This is a genomic window from Ruegeria sp. CE6, from assembly GCF_056537485.1.
In genome coordinates this window covers 212,147-235,501 of record NZ_JBQFRR010000004.1, presented here as the reverse complement: position 1 = coordinate 235,501, position 23,355 = coordinate 212,147, and the positions used below count along the sequence as shown (strand labels likewise).

Below are 23,355 nucleotides of genomic sequence, written 5' to 3'. Positions count from 1 at the left end.
TCGTAGGAAGGCAAGCTGTTGCTTCTGTCACTGCGCCGGATGCGAAGGCAGATTTGGCATCGGCACCCATCGGGGTAGTTCCTCGGGCGAAACCGAGACATGCAGTTTCTCTGACCGGTCACGCCCTACTTTGCGATGCTTGCGCAGCAGGAAAATCTTACCCCAGCCACGCCAGGTGCCCACGGATTGCGCATGCGGATCGGTAGGGAAACGGTCGCGCCAGCCCTCGGGCAATGGCAGGCCGTGCAGCTCGGCCTTGTCCAGCATCCAGATCAGGGAGATGTTGCTGAGGGGGCGGGCCTCTTCGAACCCGTTCAGCTGGCCGCCAACATCGCCGTGGGTGCCGCGGAACCAAACCTGCTCGATATGGCCTTTGAAGTCAGGCGTGCATTTCCACAGCACCGGCTCGAACACCTCGCGGGTCTCGTCCAGCGCCATGGCGTGATAGCCGTGGCGGGTGGCAGGGCCAAGCTGGTGGTTGTGGAAGGCATGGCGTTCCTCGGCCCAGCGCCAGAGCAGCGGAAGGCGCAGGCCCAGCGCCTTGACCGTGTCCCAGACGCCGACCATCTCGATGGCGACATCCTCGTGACAGAACTCCCGACGAAAGACCGCCGCCGCTTCGCCATTGGCGTTACATTCATAGTGTCGATAGGCCTGTTTGATATTGCGGACAGTGGCGTGTTCGGCCTTGAGCAACCCGATAGCATCGATCACGCCCGCAAGGCTGCGGACCCCGTATGCGCCGCGTGAATAGCCGATGAAAAAGATCTTATCACCGGGTTTGTAACGCGAAGCCAAATAACCATAGGCCCGACGAATCTGACGGTTGATACCCCGCCCCATCATCACGTCCATAGTCGACTTCCAGCTTTCCCACTGCACGCCGGATTCGTAGAAAACCGAAACCTGGCTGCCCATCTCGCAGCACAGACGCAGGGTCTGGCCCGCGTGGGTTTCCCGCCCTGCTTCCAGCGTCGACATGGTGCCGTCAAGAATGATGACATGGCTGACAGGTTCGCGGTGGCGCGTTTCGGCCGAGTGCTCGGACCGCAGAGGCCGTCCGAGCCATCCCAGTACCTTTCTACTCAGCCGCGACAGAACCATGCGTCAACAATTCCCAAACTTTGTGAGGTGTGAAAGGCATATCCGCCTGCCGCACCCCGTGATCCCAGAGCGCATCCTGTACCGCGTTCGCCACTGCGGCCAGTGCGCCCACGGTGCCTGCCTCGCCACAGCCTTTCATCCCCATCGGGTTGGCGGTTGACGGAACCGGCGCCGAGGTAAACTCTATCATGGGTATCTCAGCAGCGCGGGGCAAGGCGTAGTCCATGAACGAAGCCGTGAGCAGTTGCCCCTCGGCATCATGAACAACATGCTCGGTCAGTGCTTGGCCGATACCCTGAACCACGCCGCCATGCACCTGCCCCTCGGCCAGCATCGGGTTGATAAGATTGCCGAAATCATCCACCACCGTGTAGCGGTCGACCCATGTTTCACCAGTGAAAGAATCGATAACGACTTCGGCAACATGTGCACCATTGGGATAGCTGCGTGCATCTAGCGTGGCGCGGGCTTCGTGATGCAACAGATCCGTGCGCCCGTCCGCGCGCGCCATCTCGGCCGCCTCGGTCAGCGTGGGGGTCAGGTTGGACCCCGGCGCGCGGAAGGTTTCATGGTCGAAGGTCACATCGATTTCCTCGACCCCCATCTTATCCGCAAGATAGGGCGTGAATGCGGCGATCATCGTATCAACTGTGACCAGTGTCGCGTTGCTTTGGGTCGTGACCGAGCGTGAACCGCCAGTCCCGCCGCCCTGCGCCAGCCTGTCCGTGTCGCCTTGCACAACATTGATCAGGTGTGAAGGAATCCCTGTCTGGTCCGATAGGAACTGGGCATAGACGGTCTCATGCCCTTGCCCATTGGACTGAGTGCCGACATAGAGGTTCACCGTTCCGTCCTCGCAAAACTCGATCTTCGCGCCTTCGGAAGGGTCTCCCAAAATACTTTCGATATAGTAACAAAGCCCCTGCCCCCGGATCAGGCCGTTTTCCGCATCCGCCGCCTTGCGGGCCTCAAAGCCCGTAGTCTGTTCGGCGGCGCGGCTGAGGACCATGTTGAACTCACCCACATCATAGGTTTCGCCGGTTACGGTCTTATAGGGGAAGGCTTCGGGTCGGATGAAATTCTTGCGCCGCAACTCCCACGGATCAATCCCCAACTCACGCGCAGCACGGTCCATGACGCGTTCCAGCACATAGATCGCCTCGGGTCGCCCGGCACCGCGATAGGCGTCGACCTGCGTGGTGTTGGTGAAGAATCCTTCGACCCGCAAGTAGGTGGTCTGAACATCGTAGACACCCATCAAAACCTTACTGAACAGGCTGGTCTGGATCGCCTGCGCGAAATGGCTGTTATAAGCGCCAAGGTTGATCTTGCTGTGGACCCGGTAAGCAGTGATCTTGTGATCGGCATCAAAGGCGAGCTCCGCCAGCGACGTCAGGTCACGGCCGTGGTGATCTGACAACATCGCTTCGGACCGGTCCGACATCCAGTGCACGGGCTGGCCCAGTTTCATGGCAGCAACAGCAACGGTGAAATATTCGGGATAAGGCATCGCCTTCATACCAAATCCGCCGCCGACATCTGGCGTAGTAACACGGATCGCCTCGGGGTCCAGTTTCAGCTTTTGTGCCAGTTGCGCTTTCATCCCCCAGACACCCTGCCCGCCATATGAGAAATGCATACGGCCACCCGACCAATCGGCCTGACAGCCACGCGGTTCGATCGAGCTCACGATGACCCGGTTGTCATGCACGTTCAGCGCGACGGTGCGCGCCGCTGCCTGAAAGGCGGCATTGGTCGCCTTCTCATCACCCAAGCCCCAGTCAAAGGCGCGGTTGTCGGGGGCTTGTGGATGCAAAGGTTCGCCACCCGCAGCGACATCCATCTTGACCGGCAGGTCTTCGGTTTCCATCCAGATCAATTCGGCTGCATCGCGGGCCTGTAACAACGAGTCGGCAATGACGACCGCAACGGGTTCTCCGACGAAACGCACGCGGTCCTTGGCCAGCATGTTCCGCTCGGACGCAGCGCCTTGACTGCCGTCGCGGTTGGCGACTGTAGTCGCGTTCATCACCGTATCGATCCCGGCAGCAGTCAGATCTTCCAGCGTCATGACCAAGCGCACCCCATCCGCTGTACGTGCATCTTCAAGGTCCAGCGACGTGATCGTGGCATGCGCCACCGGGCTGCGAAAGAATGCTGCGAACAGCGCATTCTCGGGCACAGAATCGTCCATGTATTGCCCCTGCCCGGTCAGAAACCGCTGGTCCTCGGTCCGTTTGATGGGCTGGCTTTTGCCGAATTTTTCCATGGGATGATCCTCTGGCTGCCTGAATGCGCGACCCTAGCGTGAAGCAGGACCTTGTCCAGTGGCTGAGAAAATTAACTCCGCACGGTCTGAAAGCGACATTCATGTCTGGAAACAGCGTTGCGCGCCGATCTGGGCCGCGCCTAGGCTGAACCTAAATTCAGTCGAGTGGAGGTTTCCATGCCCAAAGAAATCAAGCTGACGAATGGCCGATTGGACAGCCAAAGTGCCGAGGCCTATTGGGATGATGGGTTTATATTTCCGATCCCCGTGTTCTCTGCCGCAGAAGCCGCCGGGTACCGTGCCGAGTTGGAGGATGTCGAGGCCAGCTGGCGCGAGGCTGACCTGCCGCTACCCCTGAACATGTACAAACGCATCAACGCGCATGTGGTGATGCCATTTGCCACTCGCATCGCGTTGGACCCGCGCGTTTTGGACGTTGTCGAAGGTGTTTTGGGCCCAGACCTGCTGTTGTGGTCGGCTGAGCTGTTCATCAAGGAACCGCGCACGACGCAAGTGGTGGGCATGCATCAGGACCTGACATATTGGGGTATGGGTGAAACCTCGGACCAGTTGACTGCCTGGATCGCGCTGTCCCCTGCGACGGTTGAAAGTGGCTGCATGGATTTCGTGAAGGCCAGCCACAAGAACCCGATCCTGCCGCATAATGATACGTTTTCCGACAACAACCTGCTGTCGCGTGGGCAAGAGGTGGCAGTCGATGTCGCGGAGGAAGACAAAACCCATATCGAGTTGCAGCCCGGCCAGATGTCGCTGCACCATGGGCTGACCATTCACGGGTCAGGGCCGAACGTATCTGATGATCGTCGAATTGGCCTGGCTATCCGTTATCTCAACCCCAATGCGCAGCAAAAAGTGGCGGATCGCGACTATGCCATTCTGGCGCGGGGCGAAGACCGGGTGGGGAATTTCATCCATATCCCTGAGCCGACCGAGCTGTTTGCTCCTGAGGCGCTGGACCTGCACGCGCGCATCCGCAGCGATCAGGCCAAGGCGATGGGGCAAGGGGCCAGCGAAAAGCTGGATCTTTATGCGCCCGCCCCATCAAATCCCGGCTGATCATTGCAGGACCGCCGCGCGGGGCCTTCCCCTTCCTGCGTCCATTCGCTATTGCAGGCGCTGACCCGATATTGTTGACGCAGGACGCATCCCATGGCGATGGAAAAGACATTCAACGCGGCCGAGGCCGAGGCCCGCATCTATCAGGCCTGGGAAGCGGCCGGAGCCTTCAAGGCAGGCGCGAACAAATCGCGCGACGAGAGTTTTACCATCATGATCCCGCCACCGAACGTGACGGGTGCGCTGCATGTGGGCCACGCGTTCAACAACACACTGCAGGATATTCTGACCCGCTGGCACCGGATGCGCGGGTTCGACACGCTATGGCAGCCCGGTCAGGACCACGCTGGTATCGCCACGCAGATGCAGGTGGAAAAGATGTTGGCCAACACCCAGCAGCCGGGACGTCGTGAGCTGGGACGTGAGGCGTTTCTGGACAAGGTCTGGGAATGGAAGGGAGAATACGGCGGCACGATCATCGAGCAGCTCAAGCGCCTGGGCTCGTCCTGTGATTGGTCGCGCAACGCCTTCACCATGGCGGGTGCGCCGCGTGACCCGCGCACGGGCCACGAAAATTCTGCGAATTTTCACGACGCGGTGATCAAGGTCTTTGTCGACATGTACGAAAAGGGCCTGATCTATCGCGGCAAGCGGCTGGTCAACTGGGACCCACATTTTGAAACCGCGATCTCGGACCTCGAAGTCGAGAATATCGAAGTTGCGGGCCATATGTGGCACTTCAAGTATCCGCTGGCGGGCGGTGAGACCTATACCTACGTCGAGAAAGATGAGGACGGGAATATCGTGCTGGAGGAAGAGCGCGACTATATCTCGATCGCCACGACTCGCCCCGAAACCATGCTCGGCGACGGCGCAGTTGCGGTTCACCCATCCGATGAGCGCTATGCGCCCATCGTCGGAAAACTTTGCGAAATCCCGGTAGGCCCGAAAGAGCATCGCCGTCAGATCCCGATCATCACCGATGATTACCCTGATCCAGATTTCGGCTCGGGCGCGGTGAAAATCACCGGTGCGCATGACTTCAACGACAATATGGTCGCCAAGCGCGGCGGCATTCCAATGTATCGCCTGATGGACACCAAAGGCGCAATGCGCGCCGATGGTGCGCCTTATGCCGAAGAGGCGGACAAGGCGCAGGAATACGCGCGCGGGCGTGAGTTCACCGAGAACGAGATCGACGCGATCAACCTGATCCCTGATCATCTGCGCGGCCTCGACCGGTTCGAGGCACGTGCGAAGGTCGTCGAGGAGATCACTGCAGACGGTCTGGCTGTCATGACTCGCGCCGATGATCCACGTCTGGGTTCGACCGCTTTAAAGCCGGAACACGAAGGCGCGGACAAGCTGGTGCCGCTGGTCGAAAGCAAACCGATCATGCAGCCCTTCGGCGACCGCTCGAAAGTCGTCATCGAGCCGATGTTCACCGACCAATGGTTCGTCGACGCCGCCAAGGTCGTCGGCCCTGCGCTGGACGCGGTCAAGGACGGCACGGTCAAGATCATCCCTGAATCGGGCGAGAAGACCTATTACCACTGGCTGGAAAACATCGAGCCCTGGTGCATCTCGCGCCAGCTGTGGTGGGGGCATCAGATACCGGTTTGGTATGGCCTCGATCTCTCGGCTGAGAATTTCAAGGACGACGAAAACGACGGCGACCTTGATTTGGTCGAATTGGGTCGTTTGCTGAACGAAGGCGGCATGCTGCATCGTGGCAATGTCATGGAATGCGCGGCAAGCCTTGAGGCAGTTACAGAGAAGTTCCTCGACGACAATGCCAACATACCCAGCCCGCTGAGCCACGCGACGGTCATCGAAGTTGCCGATAAGCAGGAAGCGATCCATCAGTTCGCCGAAAGCCTTGCCCTATACGCAGTCGAACAAGACCCGACCAAGCTGGTCTACCCGGTCTGGCGCGACCCCGACGTGCTCGACACATGGTTCTCTTCCGGCCTCTGGCCTATCGGCACGCTGGGCTGGCCCGAAAAGACCGAAGAGTTAGAGCGCTATTTCCCAACCGATGTGTTGATCACCGGCTTTGACATCCTGTTCTTCTGGGTCGCGCGGATGATGATGATGCAACTGGCCGTAGTGAACGAGATCCCGTTCCACACCGTCTATCTGCACCAGCTCGTCCGCGACGAGAAGGGCAAGAAGATGTCCAAAACCACCGGCAACGTGATCGACCCGTTGGAGATCGTGGACGAATTCGGTGCTGACGCGCTGCGCTTTACCAATGCCTCGATGGCGGCTATTGGCGGGGTACTGAAACTGTCGCGCGAGCGCATCACAGGTTACCGTAACTTCGGCACCAAACTGTGGAACGCCGTCCGCTTTGCCGAGATGAATGAGGTCTTCACCGACGCTGTCCCGCAACTGGACGTGGCTGACCTGAAACCCAAAGCCGCCGTGAACCGCTGGATCATCGGTGAAACCGCCCGTGTGCGGGAAGAGGTCGACGCGGCGCTGGAAAGCTATCGTTTCAACGACGCGGCCAACGGGCTCTACGCCTTTGTCTGGGGCAAGGTCTGCGACTGGTACGTGGAACTCTCTAAACCCTTGCTGCAAGGCGATGACGCCGAGGCACAGGCCGAGACCCGCGCCACCATGCGCTGGGTTCTGGACCAGTGCATGGTCATGCTGCACCCGATCATGCCTTTCATCACCGAAGAGCTATGGGGCCTGACCGGTAAGCGTGCCAAAATGGTCGTACACGCAGATTGGCCAACCTATACGGCGGCTAACCTGGTCGACGCGGATGCGGATCGCGAGATGAACTGGGTGATCTCGGTGATCGAAAACACCCGCTCGGCCCGCGCGCAGATGCGAGTTCCTGCTGGCCTATACGTGCCGATGCTGGTGACTGAGATTGACGCGCACGGCCAAGCTGCATGGGACCGCAACGAAGCGCTGATCAAACGTCTGGCGCGGATCGACAGCCTGACCAAGGCGGATGAACTGCCAAAGGGCACGATCTCGATTGCCGCCCCCGGTGCCTCCTTTGGCCTGCCACTGGCGGACATCATCGACATTGGTGCGGAAAAGGAACGGCTGGAAAAAGCCAAAGGCAAGTTGGCCAAGGAACTCGGCGGTCTGCGCGGGCGCCTGAACAACCCGAAATTCGTGGCATCGGCCCCGGAAGAGGTTGTTGCGGAAGCCAAAGCTAACCTTGCCGCCCGCGAAGAAGAAGAAGCCAAGCTAAACGAAGCTCTCGCCCGTTTGGCTGAAATTGCCTGATCTTTTTCCTGCTGCTGATATATTGAAATCGAACCTCACCACCCAACCGGCGGTGAGGTTTTTCTTTACCCTCAGAGCTTTCCCCTTGTTCACGCCACGCCCCGCTTGTTAGCACTTCGGCGACACAACCTGGCGAGGCACTGACGATGCGATCTTTCCCTCCGATGCAGACCGTCTCAACCGGGTTGGTTGTGGCCATTGTCGGGTTCTTCAGCTCGTTTCCCATCGTATTGCAAGGGTTGGGCGCAATGGGAGCTTCATCGCAGGAAGCCGCCTCGGGTCTGATGAGTGCGGCGATTGCCATGGGGCTTGCAGCCATCGTCCTCAGCCTGCGGTACAAAATGCCGATCAGCGTTGCGTGGTCGACCCCGGGGGCCGCTCTGTTAGCCGTCTCGGCCACCCCGGTCGAGGGATTTTCAGGCGCGATTGGTGCGTTCCTGTGCGCCGGAGCATTAACGGTTCTGGCAGGGCTGTGGAAGCCGCTGGGACGGTTGGCAGCAGCAATTCCCACAACACTGGCGCAAGCAATGCTGGCAGGCGTGCTCTTGCCACTATGCCTTGTGCCCTTCCAGGCGGCGGTCGAGATTCCATGGCAGGCGTTGCCGGTGATCCTGACGTGGTTTGTCGCGGGCCGTTTCAATCGGTTGATCGCGGTTCCGGCAGCTGTGGTCGCGGCGGCTATCATTGTGTCGCTGAACGCAGGAGATGTCCAATTGATGCCGGATCGTTTGATCGCGGCTCCGATCTGGACCATGCCATCATTCTCGGTCGCGTCGGCCATCGGGATCGGCGTACCGCTGTTTATCGTCACGATGGCGACACAGAATATCCCCGGCGTCGCGGTGATGCGCAGCTTTGGCTTTGATCCTGTTCCCGGCCGGTTGTTTTCATCCGTCGGTGGCGCAAGCATGCTTTCGGCCCCTTTCGGGGCGCCTGCAACCTGCCTGGCCGCAATCACCGCAGCGATGTGTTCCAACGAGGAAAGCCACCCCGATCCGGCGCAGCGTAATTGGTCGGCAATCATGGGGGGCGTGTTCTACTGCCTCTTCGGTATCTTTGCCGTGGCGATCACCAGTTTTGCCGCCTATGCCGACCCGCTGCTTATGGGCACTCTGGCAGGTGTGGCCCTGATCGGGGTCCTGGCCAATGCCATGCATGCCGCACTGGACGTCCCTGTCGAGCGCGAAGCGGCTATTTTGACACTGGCCATCACAGCCTCTGGAATAACGGTTTTTGGGTTGGGCGCGGCAGTCTGGGGGCTGTTGGCTGGGGGTATCGCATATCTGGCAACAAACCGAGTGCGCTGAGCCCTTTCATCTGAACCCCTCAGGCGGTAAAATAAGTGCATGTTCGGATCGCTTGGAAAACTGATTGAACGCCAGATCAAAAAGGCGCAGGCCGAAGGCCAACTGCAGGGTCTTGAAGGCGAAGGTGCCCCGTTACCCGACCGCTCGGGCGAGGTACAAGGCGATCCCGTCATTGCTGCGGGTCATCGGATAATGGCGCAGGCCGGAGTTCTGCCCGAGGAGTTCGACATCAAGAAACAGCTCGACGCCGCCCGCAAGGAGTTTGCAGCGCTGACTGACAATCAGGACCGCAGGGCAGCAATGAAAAAGATTGCTGATCTTGAGATGCGATACAACATGGCCCGCGATGCACGGCGCGCATTCATGCGGTGATCATTTGAACTCGGGCTTTCGGCCCTGCATCTGTGCCATGACAACTTCCATTTGATCCGACTTACCGATCAGGTCGACCTGTTCGGTAGATTCGGCCAACAGCACATCAGCACGGTCACGGGTTTCGGCCACATCAATCAACCGTTTGGCGGCGCGGATGGCGGACGGGCTTTTACCCGCGATGTCCTCGGCCAGCGCCAGCGCTTCGGTCAGGGGATCATCCGACAGTTTGGTAACAAGCCCCCAATCTGCCGCCTGTGGCGCTCCGATAGGGCGGGCGGTATAGGTCAGCAGGCGCAGCACGTCCGAGCGCACGAGCTCTGGCAGCAGAACCATGCCGCCCATGTCGGGGATAATGCCCCATTTCATCTCCATCACTGCCAGCTTGGCTTCGGGATGCGCGATGCGGATGTCAGCACCCAGCGCGATCTGTAGCCCACCGCCATAGGCGACGCCTTGAATAGCGCAGATCACCGGCACCGGGACGCGCCGCCAGATCAAGGCAAGTTCCTGCATTTCGTTGGCATCTTCGTGGCTGCGGGTCATCAGCCATTCGCTTGGGTCTGTGTGCGCCATGCTGGCAAAGCTGGCCATATCGAGCCCAGCGCAAAAGCTTTTGCCTTCCCCCGATAGCACCACCGCGCGGATGTCGGCTGCGGCGACCTCTTGACCGGCCGAAAGGATCGCCTTGATCATCGCATCGTCCAGCGCGTTCATCTTGTCGCCACGGGTCAGCGTGACACGTGCGATGTGGTCTTTGTATTCGATGGATACGCGGGACATGGGACCTCCGGGGCGTGATTTGCTGTATAAACATGCCAGCAAGACGCCAGCAGCGCCACAGCGACGTCAGGGCAAACCGCGCATCCGAAGCCTCCTTTGAACTTCTGGCAAGGCTTGCCCCGCCTGATCGGTTGCGCTTATCTGCGGCCATGACTGGTCCTCGTTATACCCCGCTTGCCCTCACACTGCCCGCGACCGTGCCTTTTGTCGGCCCCGAAACGCAGGAGCGCCAACGTGGCGCGCCCTTCGTGGCCCGGATCGGTGCGAATGAAAGCGTGTTTGGCCCGTCCCCGCGCGCCATCGATGCAATGCAACGGGCCGCAGGCGAGATATGGATGTATGGCGATCCCGAGAATTACGAACTACGCCATGCGCTGGCGGTACATCATGGGGTTGCGCCTGAAAATATCGTGGTTGGCGAAGGCATTGACGGGTTGCTGGGCTATCTGGTGCGCCTGCTGGTTGGTCACGGCGATGCAGTTGTGACTTCGGATGGAGCTTATCCGACTTTCAATTACCACGTGGCCGGGTTTGGTGGGGTATTGCACAAGGTCCCCTACCGCGACGATCACGAGGACCCGACGGCACTGTTCGCCAAAGCGGCGGAGGTAGACGCCAAGTTGGTCTATCTGGCCAACCCGGACAACCCGATGGGAACATGGCATTCAGGTGAGGATATCGTGTCCGCTCTGGAGGCTTTGCCAGAGGGCTGTTTGGTGGTTCTTGACGAGGCATATGTCGAATGCGCGCCCGAGGGGACCGCTGCACCTGTCGCTGCTGATGATTCACGTGTGATCCGGATGCGAACGTTTTCCAAGGTTTATGGCATGGCCGGGGCGCGGGTAGGCTACGCTATCGGCTCGTCCGAGTTGATTGCGAGCTTCAACAAAGTGCGCAACCATTTCGGCATGAACCGAGCCGCGCAGGCAGGGGCATTGGCCGCGCTAAAAGATGAAGATTGGCTGACGCATGTGCAGCAAAGGATTGCCGGGTCCCGGAACCGCATCGAAGAGATTTCACGGTCGAATGGTCTGGTGCCTTTGCCGTCTGCGACAAACTTTGTGGCGATTGATTGTGGGCGCGATGGGGTGTTTGCCAAGGCCGTGTTGGACACGCTCGTTGAACAAGGCGTGTTCGTGCGGATGCCATTTGCCGCGCCCCAGAACCGGTGCATTCGGGTCAGCTGCGGAGGTGAGGCGGAAATGGCGGCGTTTGAAGCTGCTCTGCCCACGGCCTTGGCAAAAGCCCGAGCCTCGTAAAGGGGGCTGTCTGCCCCCTATCGCGCCCATGCGCGATTTCCCCCGAAGGTATTTCGGGCCAGATGAAGAGGCGGATCGGGCTTATCCGGCCAGCGTCGCGGCGGCGGCTTCGAGCGCACCCTGACCACGGGGGATATCGAGCGCAGCCATAGCGGTTTCGACGCCACCCAGCATGGCCATGACCATTTGAGCGTTTACGTGCCCCATGTGGCCAAGGCGGAAGCAGCCGTCCCAATCCTCCATTCCCAGACCGATGCCCAGCGTCAGACCCAGTTGGGTTTCGGTATAGCTGCGCAGCGGCGTGCCGCGCCCCTCGGTCAGGCGGAGGGCAGTGACCGCGTGGCTGCGATGGGCCGGGTCGGCGACGTTGAAATGCAGCGCGCCACCTTGCGCCCAGATTTCACAGGCGGCCCAGATGGCCGTTGCCAGGTGTTCGTGGCGGGCCCAGACCTGTTCGATCCCTTCGCCATGGATCAAGTCGAGCGCGGCGCGCAGGCCATACAGGTGGTGGGTTGGCGCGGTGCCGTTAAAATACTGATAGAACAGATCTGGATTGGCGCGTGGTTGCCAGTCCCAATAATGCGAGACGCGGGGCATTGTGGCGCGCTTGGCTTGCGCCTTGTCGTTGAAGAAGACAAAGCCGGTGCCCGCCGGGGTCATAAGCCCCTTTTGGCAAGCCGTGACAGTGACGTCGACGCCCCAGGCGTCCATCTCAAACCGGTCGCAGCCCATGGATGCGATACAATCGGCCATCAGCAAAGCAGGGTGGCCGAGGTCGTCGAGCAAGGCGCGCAGGGCCGGGATATCGTTGCGGATCGAAGTGGAGGTATCGACGTGGACCGCAAGGACCGCTTTGATCTTGTGGCTGGTATCGTTACGCAGGGCCTCGGCGATGCGGTCAAGATCCCAGGGCGAGGACATTCCGAAATCGATCAGGTCAACCTTGGCGCCGATTCCTTCGGCCATCTCGGCCCAACCGTGGGTGAATCGGCCAGAGGCCGGGGCAAGCACGGTTTCACCGGGTGCAATGACGTTGGAAAGCGCAGCCTCCCATGTACCGTGACCATTAGCGATATAGATGGCGACGTTGTGCTGAGTTCCGGCAACGCGTTTCAGATCTCGGGTGAGCGCGGGCATCATCTCGATCAATTCACCGTCATAGATATTGGGCGACGGACGGTGCATCGCTTGCAGCACCGTATCGGGCATGACCGAAGGGCCGGGGATGGCCAGATACTCGCGCCCATGCGCGAGGGAGGTTTGGTTTGTCATGAGGGCAACCTGTTTGAATTGAGGCCTACCCTAGCGTCTTGCCCTGCGGCGTCAATCCAGCAGACTGGCGGCCTCGCGGGCAAGTGTTTCGATCCCGGACCAATCACCGTTTTGAACCATCTGCTTCGGCGCGACCCAGCTGCCGCCGGCGCAGACAACATTCGACAGTGACAGGTAATCGAGGGCATTTGACGGCGATACGCCACCAGTTGGGCAGAAGGTGATCTGCGGTAGCGGTGCGCCGATCGCTTTTAGGGCGGGAGCCCCTCCTGAGGCCTCGGCGGGGAAGAATTTCAGCATGTCATAGCCCTTTTCCAGCAGAGCCATGGCTTCGCTTGCAGTAGCCGCACCGGGGAGAAGGGGCAGACCTTCGGCTTCGCAGGCGGCGATCAGGGCATCGGTTGCACCGGGCGAGACGCCGAACTGAGCGCCAGCCTCTTTGACAGCGCGGACATCTTCGGGTGTGACCAGTGTACCCGCCCCAACAACACCGCCGGGGACGTCGGCCATGGCGCGGATCGCGTCGAGCGCGGCGGGAGTGCGCAAGGTGACTTCAAGCGCCGGGAGGCCACCGGCGACCAAAGCTTCGGCCAACGGGCGCGCATGGGCCGCGTCGTCGACGACCAGGACTGGAACAATCGGGGCCAGCGCGCAGATCTCGCGGGTGCGTTGGGTTTTGGACATTGGGTTACACTCCGAAAATGCTGGCGCCGGTGTCGGCTGAGCCGACATTCTGACGGAAGGCGCCGAAGAGGTCACGGCCAACGCCGTGTTGGTTTGCCGTAAGGTCGGCGGTGGCCGGATTGCGGTCGAGAACACCAGGGGTCAGGATTTCCAACTCGCCCTTGACCGCATCAACGCGCAACTGGTCGCCGTCTTGCAGATAGGCGATCGGTCCACCATCCAGCGCCTCGGGGCAGACATGGATGGCGGCGGGCACTTTGCCGGATGCGCCCGACATACGGCCATCGGTGACCAGAGCCACCTTCTGCCCCCTGCCCTGCAGGATCGACAGGATCGGTGTCAGCGAATGAAGTTCAGGCATACCGTTGGCTTTTGGCCCTTGGAAGCGAACAACAACGATGACGTCATCGGTGAATTCTCCGGCTTTGAAAGCGGCTTTAACGGCGTTCTGGTCGTGGAATACACGCACGGGCGCTTCGACCACTTGGTGTTCAGGTGCTACAGCCGACACCTTCATGACCCCTGTGCCCAGATTGCCTGTCAAGCGAGAGAGCCCGCCCGTGGGTTGGAACGGGTCTTTAGCCGGGCGGACGATCTTTTCGTTCAGACTGTAGCCCGCGCCCTCTTCCCAGACCAACTCGCCGTCTTTCAGCTTGGGTTCTTTGGTGTAGTTGTGCAGGCCCTGCCCCGCGACAGTGAGCGTATCGGGGTGCAGCAAGCCATCTTCCAGCAGCGTGCCGATGGCAAAGCCCAGGCCACCCGCAGCGTGGAAGTGGTTCACGTCTGCCAGACCGTTGGGATAGACGCGCGCGACCAAAGGCACGACAGCGGAGATGTCGGAAAAATCCTCCCAGTCCAGCACGATACCACCGGCACGCGCCATGGCGATCAGGTGGATCAGTAGGTTAGTGGAACCGCCGGTGGCCATCAGGCCGACGATGCCATTGACGAAAGCGCGCTCATCAAGGATCTGGCAGACCGGTGTGTAGTGATTGCCTAGTGCACTAAGGGAAAGGGCGCGGCGCGCACCTTCTTCGGTCAGCGCATCGCGCAGGGGCGTGTTGGGATTGACGAAGCTGGAGCCCGGCAGGTGCAGACCCATGAACTCCATCAGCATCTGATTGGTGTTGGCGGTGCCGTAGAAGGTGCAGGTGCCGGGGCCATGATAAGCGGCCATCTCGGCCTTCATCAATTCATCGCGGCCGACTTCTCCGGCAGCGAATTTTTGGCGGACCTTGGCCTTTTCGTCATTCGGCAGGCCACTGGTCATCGGACCTGCAGGCAGGAAGACGGCAGGAAGATGCCCAAAGGCTTGCGCGCCGATGATCAGGCCGGGTACGATCTTGTCACAGACGCCCAGGAAAACGGCGGCGTCATAAGTGTTGTGGCTTAGCGCCACTCCGGTCGCCAGCGCGATCACATCGCGCGAGAACAGAGATAGTTCCATCCCCGCCTCGCCTTGCGTGACGCCGTCGCACATGGCTGGCACGCCGCCTGCAACCTGCGCTGTGCCGCCTGCTGCTCGGATCGCATCGCGGATCAGAGCCGGGTAGCGTTCGAAAGGCTGATGGGCCGAGAGCATATCGTTATAGGCGGTGACGATCCCCAGATTGCCAGCCGTGCCGGTGGCCATGAAGTCCTGATCTTCGCCCGCCCCGGCATAGGCGTGGGCCTGCCCGCTGCAGGACAGGTGCGCACGCGCAGGGCCCTTGGATTTGGCCTGCTCCATTCGTTCAAGATGCGGACCACGCAGATCGGCGCTGCGGTCGATGATGCGTTTGGTGACGTCGGATATAACTGTGTTGACCATGATTACCCTCCGATCTGACGCCAGCGGCGCCCATCGCGATGCATCAGCATCAATGCTTCTTCAGGCCCCGAGCTGCCCTGATCGTATTTCGCGGGCTTATCGCCACGCTCTTCCCAGCCGTGAATGATGGGATCGACCCAGGCCCATGCGGCCTCGGCCTCATCGCCGCGCATGAACAAAGTCTGGTCGCCGCGGATGACATCCATGATCAGGCGTTCATAGGCATCCGGGGATTGGCCGTCATCGCCCAGCGCATCAGCGAAACTCATATCGAGTGCAACGTCGGACAGGCGGAACCCGCCCTGCCCCGGTTCCTTGATGGTGGTGCGGAGCGTGATGCCTTCGTCCGGTTGCAGGCGGATCACCAGCACGTTGCCATGCAATGGTCCGACATTCGGAAAAATCGTATGCGGCGGATCGCGAAAGAACACTGCAATCTCGGATTCACGTGCGCGCAGGCGCTTGCCGGTCCGCAGATAAAACGGGACACCGGCCCAGCGCCAGTTGCCGATATGCGCCTTCAGCGCAATGAAACTTTCGGTACGGCTGGCGGGGTTGCCGACGTGATCCAGATAGCCATCGCCCCCTTTTTCGGTGCGGTACTGACCACGAGCGATATCCTTGGGTTCCACCGGCTCCAGCGCTTCGATCACTTTGACTTTCTCATCGCGCACCGCGTTGGGTGAGAATTTCGAAGGCGGTTCCATCGCCGTCAGGCACAGCAATTGAACCAGATGGTTCTGGATCATGTCCCGCATCGCGCCGGACTGATCATAATAAGCACCGCGCCCTTCGACGCCCACGGTTTCGGCCACGGTGATCTGGACGTTATCAACATGAGTGGCGTTCCAGAGCGGTTCGAAAAGCGAATTGGCAAAGCGCAGCGCCATCAGGTTCTGCACGGTTTCCTTGCCCAGATAATGATCGATCCGGTAAATCTGATGTTCTTCAAAACAGGCCCGCAGCCCTTCGTTCAACGCTTTGGCTGATGCCAGATCGTGACCAAAGGGTTTCTCGACCACGATACGACTGTCAGGTGTGGACAGGCCGTGCTCGTTCAGACGTTGGGCGATGCCCGAGAAAAGGCTTGGGCCTACTGACAGATAGAAAGCGCGTACCACATCCGGTCGCAGCGTTTTCGCAAGGTCAGACCAACCCGCATCGCCAAGCGCATCTACCGGAACATACTCGACGCGGGACAGAAAGCGATCAAGCGTATCCTTTTTAAAACCCGGCGCAAACTCTTGCATCGACGCACGCAGCTGTTCACGGAACCCGTCGCTGTCCATGTCGGATCGGGCGGTTCCAATGATGCGCGCATTCTCAGGCATCTGGCCGACTTCGAAGCGATGATAGAGGCCCGGCAGGATTTTACGCTGCGCCAAATCGCCCGTCGCGCCGAACAACACAAGGTCGAACGGATCTACCGGAATTACGCGTGAGACCATTGCAAGGCTCCTTTCGAATTCCCCGCCAGCATAAGCGAGGTTTCAGCCCGGGATTAAAACGCATGTGCGTCATTAGCTATGTTATCGCTAACATTCACCGGCTGAATAGAAAACCTGAGCGCAAAAATCAAGCGCGGATTTGCAGCGGGCATCGCGGAAGATCAGTCAGGACTGCGTCCGCAGCCAGTCCATCACCGCCGGACGCACGGATTGTTCTCCACGATGGCGGGCATCGGCGATAATTTTACGCACATCCTGAAGGTTCGACCGCAACAACAGGCTTTTGACCGGCCCGATTGAGGCCGGGCGCATCGAAAGGGTACGGATGCCCATGGCCGCGAGACACAGCGCCTCGACCGGGCGACCGGCATCTTCGCCACAGAAGCTGAGCGGTGTGTCCGAGATCGAGCATCTCTCAACGATACGTTCAATGAAACTCAGAAAGCTGACATTCAGCGTATCGTAGCGACGGCGAACCAGTTCATTTTCGCGGTCGGCGGCGAAGAAAAACTGTTTCAGGTCGTTCCCACCGATCGAGATAAAGCCGACTTCGTCAAAGAACTTCTGCGGCGCAAAGGCCAGCGAAGGCGTTTCCAGCATCGCCCCCACTTCGAGCGATTCAGGCAGTACATGGCCCAGGCGCCGTTCACGCTCGATCGTTTTCTTGACCTCCCAGCGCGCCTCACGGAATTCGTCAGCCTGCGCGACAAACGGGAACATGATCGTCAGGGGGCGGCCATCGGCGGCCCGGATCAGCGCCTGCAACTGCATCCGCATCACGCCGCGCTTGTCCAGACCCACCCGGATCGCCCGCCAGCCCAGCGCCGGGTTCGGCTCTTCCACATGTTTCATATAAGGCAGAACCTTATCTGACCCGATATCGAGCGTGCGGAACACCACGCGCTTTTCGCCCGCAGCATCCAGGACACGTTTGTATTGCGTCACCAGCTCGGATCGCTTGGGCATCTGATTGCGGATCAGAAACTGCAGTTCGGTGCGGAACAGGCCCACTCCTTCGGCGCCAGAGGTACTAAGCGAGGGCAAATCGGCCATCAGGCCCGCGTTCATCACCATGTTGATTCGCGCACCATCCTGCGTGACGGTGGGCGTTTCACGGATCGAGGCGTAGCGTTCCTGCGCCTTGGCTTCCATCGCGATTTTATCACGGAAAGCACTAACGACGGTGTCCTCGGGGCGCAGATGTACGACACCGCTATCCCCATCCACCAATATGTGATCGCCATTCAGCGCTTCGGTGGTGATGCGGCCTACATGCACCACCAGTGGGATCGCCAACGCGCGCGCCACGATAGTGGCATGGCTTCCGACCGAGCCTTCTTCCAATACGATCCCTTTGAGAGAACGGCCATATTCCAGCAGATCACCGGGGCCGATATTTCGCGCAATTAGGATCGGATCGGGCGGCAGGTCAGCCCCGTTGCCGTTGCCCTGTCCAGTCAAAATTCGCAGCAACCGATTGCTGAGGTCGTCCAGATCGGCCAACCGTTCACGTAAATACGGATCGGTGACCTGCCCCATGCGGGCCCGCGCCTGAGATTGTTCTTTCTCGACCGCCGCCTCAGCGCTGAGACCAAGAGCGATGTCCTCCTCCATCCGGCGCATCCAACCCTTGGAGTTGGCGAACATCCGGTAGGCTTCCAGAACCTGCAACTGCTCTTTGTCGCCGCCCTGAGAAATCTCAAGCATCTTGTCGACGCCGACGCGTAGCTCTTCAACGGCCTCGGTCAGCCGCTCACGCTCACGATGCGGGTCTTCGGCAATGGGATTGGTGACAACAACACGAGGTTCATGCAGCCAGACATGACCTTCAGCAGATCCCTCCTGCGCCGGGCCACCGGTAAGTTGCACCGATTGCTGGTGCAGCGGTGACAAGGCCGCGCCTTCGCCGACGAACGCGCCCAGTTCGGCCATTTCGGCCAGAACCATCGCGACAACTTCCAGCGCATAAACCTCATCCGCCGAAAACTCGCGCGCGTCCCGGGACTGAACCACCAGCACGCCCAGTTTCTGACCCAGACGCTGTACCGGCACACCAAGAAAGGACGAATACCGTTCCTCGCCGGTTTCCGGCATGTACCGAAAGCCCTTGGCCGAGGGCGCGTCCGCCGTATTCACCACCTTGCCAGATTTGGCGACGCGACCGACCAGCCCTTCGCCCATACGCATCCGCGTCTTGTGCACCGCTTCTGGGGACAGACCTTCGGTGGCGCACAGTTCAAGCGTATCCTCATCCCGAAACAGGTAGATCGAGCAAACTTCGCGACCGGTACTGTCGGCGATCAGGTGCGTGATCCGGTCAAGACGTTCCTGACCGGCGGCTTCACTCGCCATTTCTTCGCGCAGCCGTCCCAGCAACTTGCGAGATTCTGTTTCCGTGCCTTCCGCCATGGCCCACCCACGTTACGGTTTCAGACAGGACACTTGGCTGAAAGCTCAGGCCGCCTTGTCCAGTTCAAAGGCATCATGCAGTGCCTGAACCGCAAGTTCCATGTATTTCCTGTCGATCAGGACGGAAATTTTGATCTCGGAGGTTGTAATGACCTTGATGTTAATCCCCTCATCCGAGAGAATCTTGAACATCTTGGCCGCAACACCGGATTGCGAACGCATGCCGATCCCGACAACTGAGACCTTGCAAACGTCCTCATCCGCAACCAGTTCGGCGTAGTTCAGCTCACCCTGATCCTTGATCGCCAGCAATGCCTTTTCGGCGCGGGAGACCTGATTGGTCGGACAGGAGAAGGTCATGTCGGTGCGCCCTTCGTCCGAGATATTCTGGACGATCATGTCCACGTTCACGCCCTCGTCGCTGAGCGCGGTAAAGATGATCGAGGCGATGCCGGGACGGTCCGCCACCGAAACGACGGTCATCTTGGCTTCGTCGCGGGAATAGGCCACACCGGCCACAACATTGGATTCCATGATATCCTCCTCGTCGCAGACCAGTGTACCGGCCTCGTCGGATTGTTCCTCAAAGCTTGAAAGAACGCGCAGTTTCACCTTGTAGCGCATCGCCAGCTCGACCGAGCGGGTTTGAAGCACTTTGGCCCCCAGCGAGGCCAGTTCGAGCATTTCCTCGAACGAGATTTTGTCCAGCTTGCGCGCCTTTTCACAGATGCGCGGGTCGGTCGTATAGACACCGTCCACATCCGTATAGATGTCGCAGCGCTCGGCTTCGAAAGCGGCAGCAAAAGCCACGGCGGTGGTGTCCGAACCGCCCCGACCCAGCGTGGTGATGCGACCTTCGGGGCTGATGCCCTGGAAGCCCGCGACCACCGCAACGCGCATCCCTTCGCCGAATTTCTGGTTGATATTCTCGGGCGGGATTTCTTCGATCCGGGCCGCTGAATGGGCACCGTTGGTGATCAGCGGCACCTGCCAACCCTGCCAGCTGCGCGCCGGGATGTCCATTTCCTGCAGGGTCAGCGCCATCAGGCCAGCTGTAACGTTTTCACCAGAGGAGACAACGGCATCATATTCGCGCGCGTCATAGAGCGGAGAGATTTCATCGACCCAGCCCACCAGCTCGTTGGTCTTGCCGGACATCGCCGAAACGATGACGATGACGTCATAGCCCTTGGCTACCTCGACACCAACCCGTTTGGCAGCACGGCGGATCCGGTCCAGATTGGCGACCGATGTGCCGCCGAATTTCATCACGAGTACGGGCATGGGGGCTAGTGTCTCCGCGCCTTGAATTTCTGATCCCGTGCCTCTTATGCGAGGGGGGGCGCAAGGGCAAGTGGGCAAAGTCTGCACCGCAGTGCTTTACTTTGGTCGTGCGTGGTGTAAGCGTTCGGTCAAAGTCTTATTCCACGAGGATTTCAATGTTCCGCTTTGCCCTTGCCCTAAGCCTGGTTTCGACTGCCGCAAATGCCCAAGTGGCCACCCTATCGGGAACGGATGGCGAGAACTCATTAGGCACCGTTCCATGCGCTGCATTGGCAGGTGATACACTGGCCAGTTGTCCGGCCGAATTGCGGAAGCGCGAAGATGGAACGGCGACGTTGGCGGTTCAGTTGAACACTGGCGAGGTTCGGCGGATTTACTTCACCAAAGGTGTGCCGGATTCCAGCAGTTCGACATCGAAACTGACCTATGAGACACGCGGTGATATCATGGTGATCTTCATTGATCCCGGTGAAGTCTACGAAATCCCCAAGGCGGCCCTGAACTCTCAGTAAGGGTGCGCCCGACCATCCCAGGTTTCAAAACAACCGGTAGTATCGAGCGAGAGAGCCGCAAATCGCTCGATCAAGCCGTTTGCCGCCTGATCGACCGTGATCTCTGCTGCAGATCCGCCCATGTCCGTCTGCACCCAGCCCGGATGGTAGATTCCCACCGCAATGCCATCCGCCTGTAGGTCAGTCGCTAGGTTGCGGCCCAAATTCAGCGCCGCCGCCTTTGACGCACGGTAGATATAGCTGCCACCCGGCGCGCGCGTATGTGACGCCATCTGAGACGAAACGATGGCGATCCGGCCCCGCGCGGTTCGCAGGTTCGGCAACAAGGACTGGATGGTAAGAAACACGCCTGTCACGTTGGCGGCAAAGCTTTGCGCCCACATCTCGGCGGGATAGCCACTAATGTCGTGTCCTTTGTCCAGATAAACGCCCGCATTGCAGATCAGCAGGTCAATCTGGCGGCCTCGCAGTTGCTCGGCCATCGCAGCGTGCTGTTCTGGGTCCGTGACATCCAGCACGATATCTGCGCTACCGTCCCGGGCAGTTCCGGTCACTTCATGACCTTCTGCACGATACTGATCCGCAATGGTTTTCCCGATCCCTCGGTTCGCGCCCGTAACAACGATGTGCATGGGTCAGTTGGTTTTGCGGCTAGGAACAAACGGCAGCGGTGCGACCGGCACGCCGTCTTCAATCAGAGATTGCGCCTCTTCGGGCTTGGCCTCACCATAGATCGCGCGCTCGGGCGCATCCCCCAGATGGATTTTGCGGGCTTCTTTGGCGAAATCCTTGCCCACATAGTCCGAGTTTTCCTCGACCTTTCGACGCAGTTCGCTGAGGACCTCAGCGATCTCGGGCGAAGGTGTTGCCATGCTGATCTCATCCGCAGAAGGCTGCTCTGGTGCAACCTCGGTCACCGCCTTGCGCGCAGGCCGGACACGCGGTGTCATCACCGCCTTTTCCACCTTGTCGCAGCCGCAGACCGCGCAGGTTACCAACCCGGCCGCTGACAGTTTGTCAAAGCCGGCTGCGGATTGAAACCAACTGTCAAAGCTGTGGTCATTGCTGCATTTCAATGCGTATTGAATCATATCACATCCAAAATCCGGTTGGCGAATAGATACCGACCAACATGGCAATATCAAGTCTTGATCTTGTCGCGCTACTGCCGGTGCAGCCCGAATCCACCCAAAAGCGCGGCGAGATCAGGCGACGCCACTTTCGATGACGCCTTTTTGGGCGAAACCCATTTGCGCCTGCGCTCACCCGCTTCGGGAAAATGCGCCTCCAATCGCTGCACATGCAGCGGAAACACATCAACTAGACACAGCGCCGATGGCTTGCCAGGCCGGTTCTTGATATAGGCAAACCGACCAAGGCTTTCGCTTCCGCACTGCCCCAAAACACCAGCCTCTTCCCAGGCCTCGCGGGCGGCTGTTTCAGACGGGGTCAGCCCGTTGATCAACCACCCCTTCGGGATGATCCAGCGCCGCGCCCTGCGCGTTGTGATCAACAAAATCTCTGGCAGGTCATCATTGGTTCGATAGCAAAGCGCAGCGGATTGAGCATAAACAGGCAGCGCCCCGGAAAGGGAGAGGTTTTCTGCCGAAAGCCCGGCAATCGCACCACTACTGCGCCCGTCAAACACGGTTCATATCCACTGCTCGCTCCGCTTATGTTGCGGTTTATAAAGTGATATTTATCATATCCGGCAAAGTCTGCCAAGCTTTACGGGAAAGCGCCCTTATTAAGAGCCATCCGCCCCGACAAGCGCCGCACCAGCTCGTCATGAGGGATGTCGGCATCAATCGCCAATCGACGCAGCCCAAAATGCACATGCGCGATCTGCTGGTAGTAGCGAGTATAGACAAAATTTGTACCGCCCCCGGCAAGCGCCCCAAGCAACGGTACAGACTGCGCCGCCAGCTTCTGGCCCAGCACTACGGACAGGCGCGGCGCCACCATCGCAATGAGGCGTTGCATGGTCGGTCCGGTCAGGGTCATGCGCATTGAGAAAAAGCCCAGATCAGCCCCGTCATCCTCGGCCAAAGGACCTGCGGCTGACAACACTCGGATCGAGTCGAATTTCACGTTCTCGGCGGTCGGATCAAACCCTTCCCGCATCGCTGCGCCTTGGATCGCGCGCAGCATCATGGCGGTTGTCGCGGGCAGCTCGACAAGTGCTGTGGACACTCCACCCAGACCTCCGGCTGCGCCCATGGCAGTAGTCAAGACTGTGTTGACCCATGGTTTCTGGTCCGGCACGGCACGCCGAGAGCCTTCGGCCGCATGCATGGCAAGCCAAAGCGCCTGTTCGGTTGCTTCGGTCAGACCTTCTCGCACCGGCTTAGGCAACTGATCCAATAAGGATTCCGCCGAACCACCAAGCTTGTTCAGCAGATTCACTCCTACGCCACCTGCCGCACCATACAGCTGCGCAAGCCGATCAAGCTCGGCCTCGGGATCGAGTTTTTCGACAAGAACCACGTCCTGCATCTGTGCCCTCCTGT

19 protein-coding genes are annotated in these 23,355 nt (G+C 59.7%); 6 read left to right on the top strand and 13 right to left on the bottom strand.

Going from position 1 to position 23,355, the window contains the following annotated elements; genetic code table 11:
• Positions 1-27 precede the first annotated feature (27 nt).
• Positions 28-1,104, bottom strand: a complete 1,077-nt coding sequence (locus ACR0DK_RS17260) for a DUF2235 domain-containing protein (protein WP_170397244.1) — start codon at positions 1,102-1,104, stop codon at positions 28-30.
• Positions 1,082-3,373 carry a xanthine dehydrogenase family protein molybdopterin-binding subunit gene (locus ACR0DK_RS17255; protein ID WP_480737312.1) on the bottom strand — a complete coding sequence of 764 codons (2,292 nt, stop codon included), beginning with the start codon at positions 3,371-3,373 and terminating at the stop codon, positions 1,082-1,084. The genes ACR0DK_RS17260 and ACR0DK_RS17255 overlap by 23 nt, the downstream gene beginning before the upstream one ends.
• Before the next feature lie 177 nt (positions 3,374-3,550).
• Between ACR0DK_RS17255 and ACR0DK_RS17250 the strand changes: the two genes are divergently transcribed.
• The 4 genes from ACR0DK_RS17250 to ACR0DK_RS17235 all read left to right on the top strand — a co-directional run bounded on the left by ACR0DK_RS17250 (position 3,551) and on the right by ACR0DK_RS17235 (position 9,384).
• A complete protein-coding gene (locus tag ACR0DK_RS17250; RefSeq protein ID WP_170404230.1) occupies positions 3,551-4,450 on the top strand; it encodes a phytanoyl-CoA dioxygenase family protein in 900 nt (299 codons plus the stop codon).
• A gap of 93 nt (positions 4,451-4,543) precedes the next feature.
• Positions 4,544-7,705: a valine--tRNA ligase gene (locus ACR0DK_RS17245; RefSeq protein WP_480737310.1), complete on the top strand. Its 3,162-nt coding sequence runs from the start codon at positions 4,544-4,546 to the stop codon at positions 7,703-7,705.
• A 146-nt stretch (positions 7,706-7,851) separates the two neighbouring features.
• Positions 7,852-9,012 carry a benzoate/H(+) symporter BenE family transporter gene (locus tag ACR0DK_RS17240; RefSeq protein WP_480737307.1) on the top strand — a complete coding sequence of 387 codons (1,161 nt, stop codon included), beginning with the start codon at positions 7,852-7,854 and terminating at the stop codon, positions 9,010-9,012.
• Positions 9,013-9,051: 39 nt separating this feature from the next.
• Positions 9,052-9,384, top strand: coding sequence for a DnaJ family domain-containing protein (locus ACR0DK_RS17235; RefSeq protein ID WP_480737305.1), 333 nt, complete (start codon positions 9,052-9,054; stop codon positions 9,382-9,384).
• On the opposite strand, the gene ACR0DK_RS17230 is transcribed toward ACR0DK_RS17235, so the two are convergent.
• Positions 9,385-10,167: a crotonase/enoyl-CoA hydratase family protein gene (locus ACR0DK_RS17230; RefSeq protein WP_170564757.1), complete on the bottom strand. Its 783-nt coding sequence runs from the start codon at positions 10,165-10,167 to the stop codon at positions 9,385-9,387.
• 149 nt (positions 10,168-10,316) lie between these two features.
• On the opposite strand from ACR0DK_RS17230, the gene ACR0DK_RS17225 reads away from it, so the two are divergent.
• Positions 10,317-11,426 (top strand): pyridoxal phosphate-dependent aminotransferase, encoded by a 1,110-nt coding sequence (locus tag ACR0DK_RS17225; protein WP_480737304.1) that lies wholly within the window; start codon positions 10,317-10,319, stop codon positions 11,424-11,426.
• Positions 11,427-11,507: 81 nt separating this feature from the next.
• On the opposite strand, the gene ACR0DK_RS17220 is transcribed toward ACR0DK_RS17225, so the two are convergent.
• The 6 genes from ACR0DK_RS17220 to ACR0DK_RS17195 all read right to left on the bottom strand — a co-directional run bounded on the left by ACR0DK_RS17220 (position 11,508) and on the right by ACR0DK_RS17195 (position 20,333).
• Positions 11,508-12,698, bottom strand: a complete 1,191-nt coding sequence (locus tag ACR0DK_RS17220; RefSeq protein ID WP_170733246.1) for an aminotransferase class V-fold PLP-dependent enzyme — start codon at positions 12,696-12,698, stop codon at positions 11,508-11,510.
• A gap of 51 nt (positions 12,699-12,749) precedes the next feature.
• A complete protein-coding gene (locus ACR0DK_RS17215) occupies positions 12,750-13,382 on the bottom strand; it encodes a bifunctional 4-hydroxy-2-oxoglutarate aldolase/2-dehydro-3-deoxy-phosphogluconate aldolase (protein ID WP_170466124.1) in 633 nt (210 codons plus the stop codon).
• 4 nt (positions 13,383-13,386) lie between these two features.
• On the bottom strand, positions 13,387-15,192 hold the full coding sequence (gene edd / locus ACR0DK_RS17210) for a phosphogluconate dehydratase (RefSeq protein WP_480737303.1): 1,806 nt from the start codon (positions 15,190-15,192) through the stop codon (positions 13,387-13,389).
• Between the two features lie 2 nt (positions 15,193-15,194).
• Complete coding sequence (zwf, locus tag ACR0DK_RS17205; RefSeq protein ID WP_170466131.1) at positions 15,195-16,640, bottom strand: glucose-6-phosphate dehydrogenase; 1,446 nt, start codon at positions 16,638-16,640, stop codon at positions 15,195-15,197.
• A 165-nt stretch (positions 16,641-16,805) separates the two neighbouring features.
• Entirely contained in the window at positions 16,806-19,049 is a 2,244-nt protein-coding gene (ptsP, locus tag ACR0DK_RS17200; RefSeq protein WP_170511353.1) for a phosphoenolpyruvate--protein phosphotransferase, read from the bottom strand.
• Between the two features lie 45 nt (positions 19,050-19,094).
• Entirely contained in the window at positions 19,095-20,333 is a 1,239-nt protein-coding gene (locus ACR0DK_RS17195) for an aspartate kinase (RefSeq protein WP_170397275.1), read from the bottom strand.
• A gap of 155 nt (positions 20,334-20,488) precedes the next feature.
• On the opposite strand from ACR0DK_RS17195, the gene ACR0DK_RS17190 reads away from it, so the two are divergent.
• Positions 20,489-20,845 carry a hypothetical protein gene (locus tag ACR0DK_RS17190; protein ID WP_170397277.1) on the top strand — a complete coding sequence of 119 codons (357 nt, stop codon included), beginning with the start codon at positions 20,489-20,491 and terminating at the stop codon, positions 20,843-20,845.
• Here ACR0DK_RS17190 and ACR0DK_RS17185 read toward each other — a convergent pair.
• The 4 genes from ACR0DK_RS17185 to ACR0DK_RS17170 all read right to left on the bottom strand — a co-directional run bounded on the left by ACR0DK_RS17185 (position 20,839) and on the right by ACR0DK_RS17170 (position 23,341).
• Positions 20,839-21,477: an SDR family NAD(P)-dependent oxidoreductase gene (locus ACR0DK_RS17185; RefSeq protein WP_480737299.1), complete on the bottom strand. Its 639-nt coding sequence runs from the start codon at positions 21,475-21,477 to the stop codon at positions 20,839-20,841. The two genes, ACR0DK_RS17190 and ACR0DK_RS17185, sit on opposite strands and share 7 nt — an antisense overlap.
• Before the next feature lie 3 nt (positions 21,478-21,480).
• Positions 21,481-21,936 (bottom strand): DUF1178 family protein, encoded by a 456-nt coding sequence (locus tag ACR0DK_RS17180; protein ID WP_480612782.1) that lies wholly within the window; start codon positions 21,934-21,936, stop codon positions 21,481-21,483.
• A gap of 71 nt (positions 21,937-22,007) precedes the next feature.
• Positions 22,008-22,493, bottom strand: coding sequence for an NUDIX hydrolase (locus ACR0DK_RS17175; protein WP_480737296.1), 486 nt, complete (start codon positions 22,491-22,493; stop codon positions 22,008-22,010).
• Positions 22,494-22,573: 80 nt separating this feature from the next.
• Complete coding sequence (locus ACR0DK_RS17170) at positions 22,574-23,341, bottom strand: EcsC family protein (protein ID WP_480737293.1); 768 nt, start codon at positions 23,339-23,341, stop codon at positions 22,574-22,576.
• Positions 23,342-23,355 lie beyond the last annotated feature (14 nt).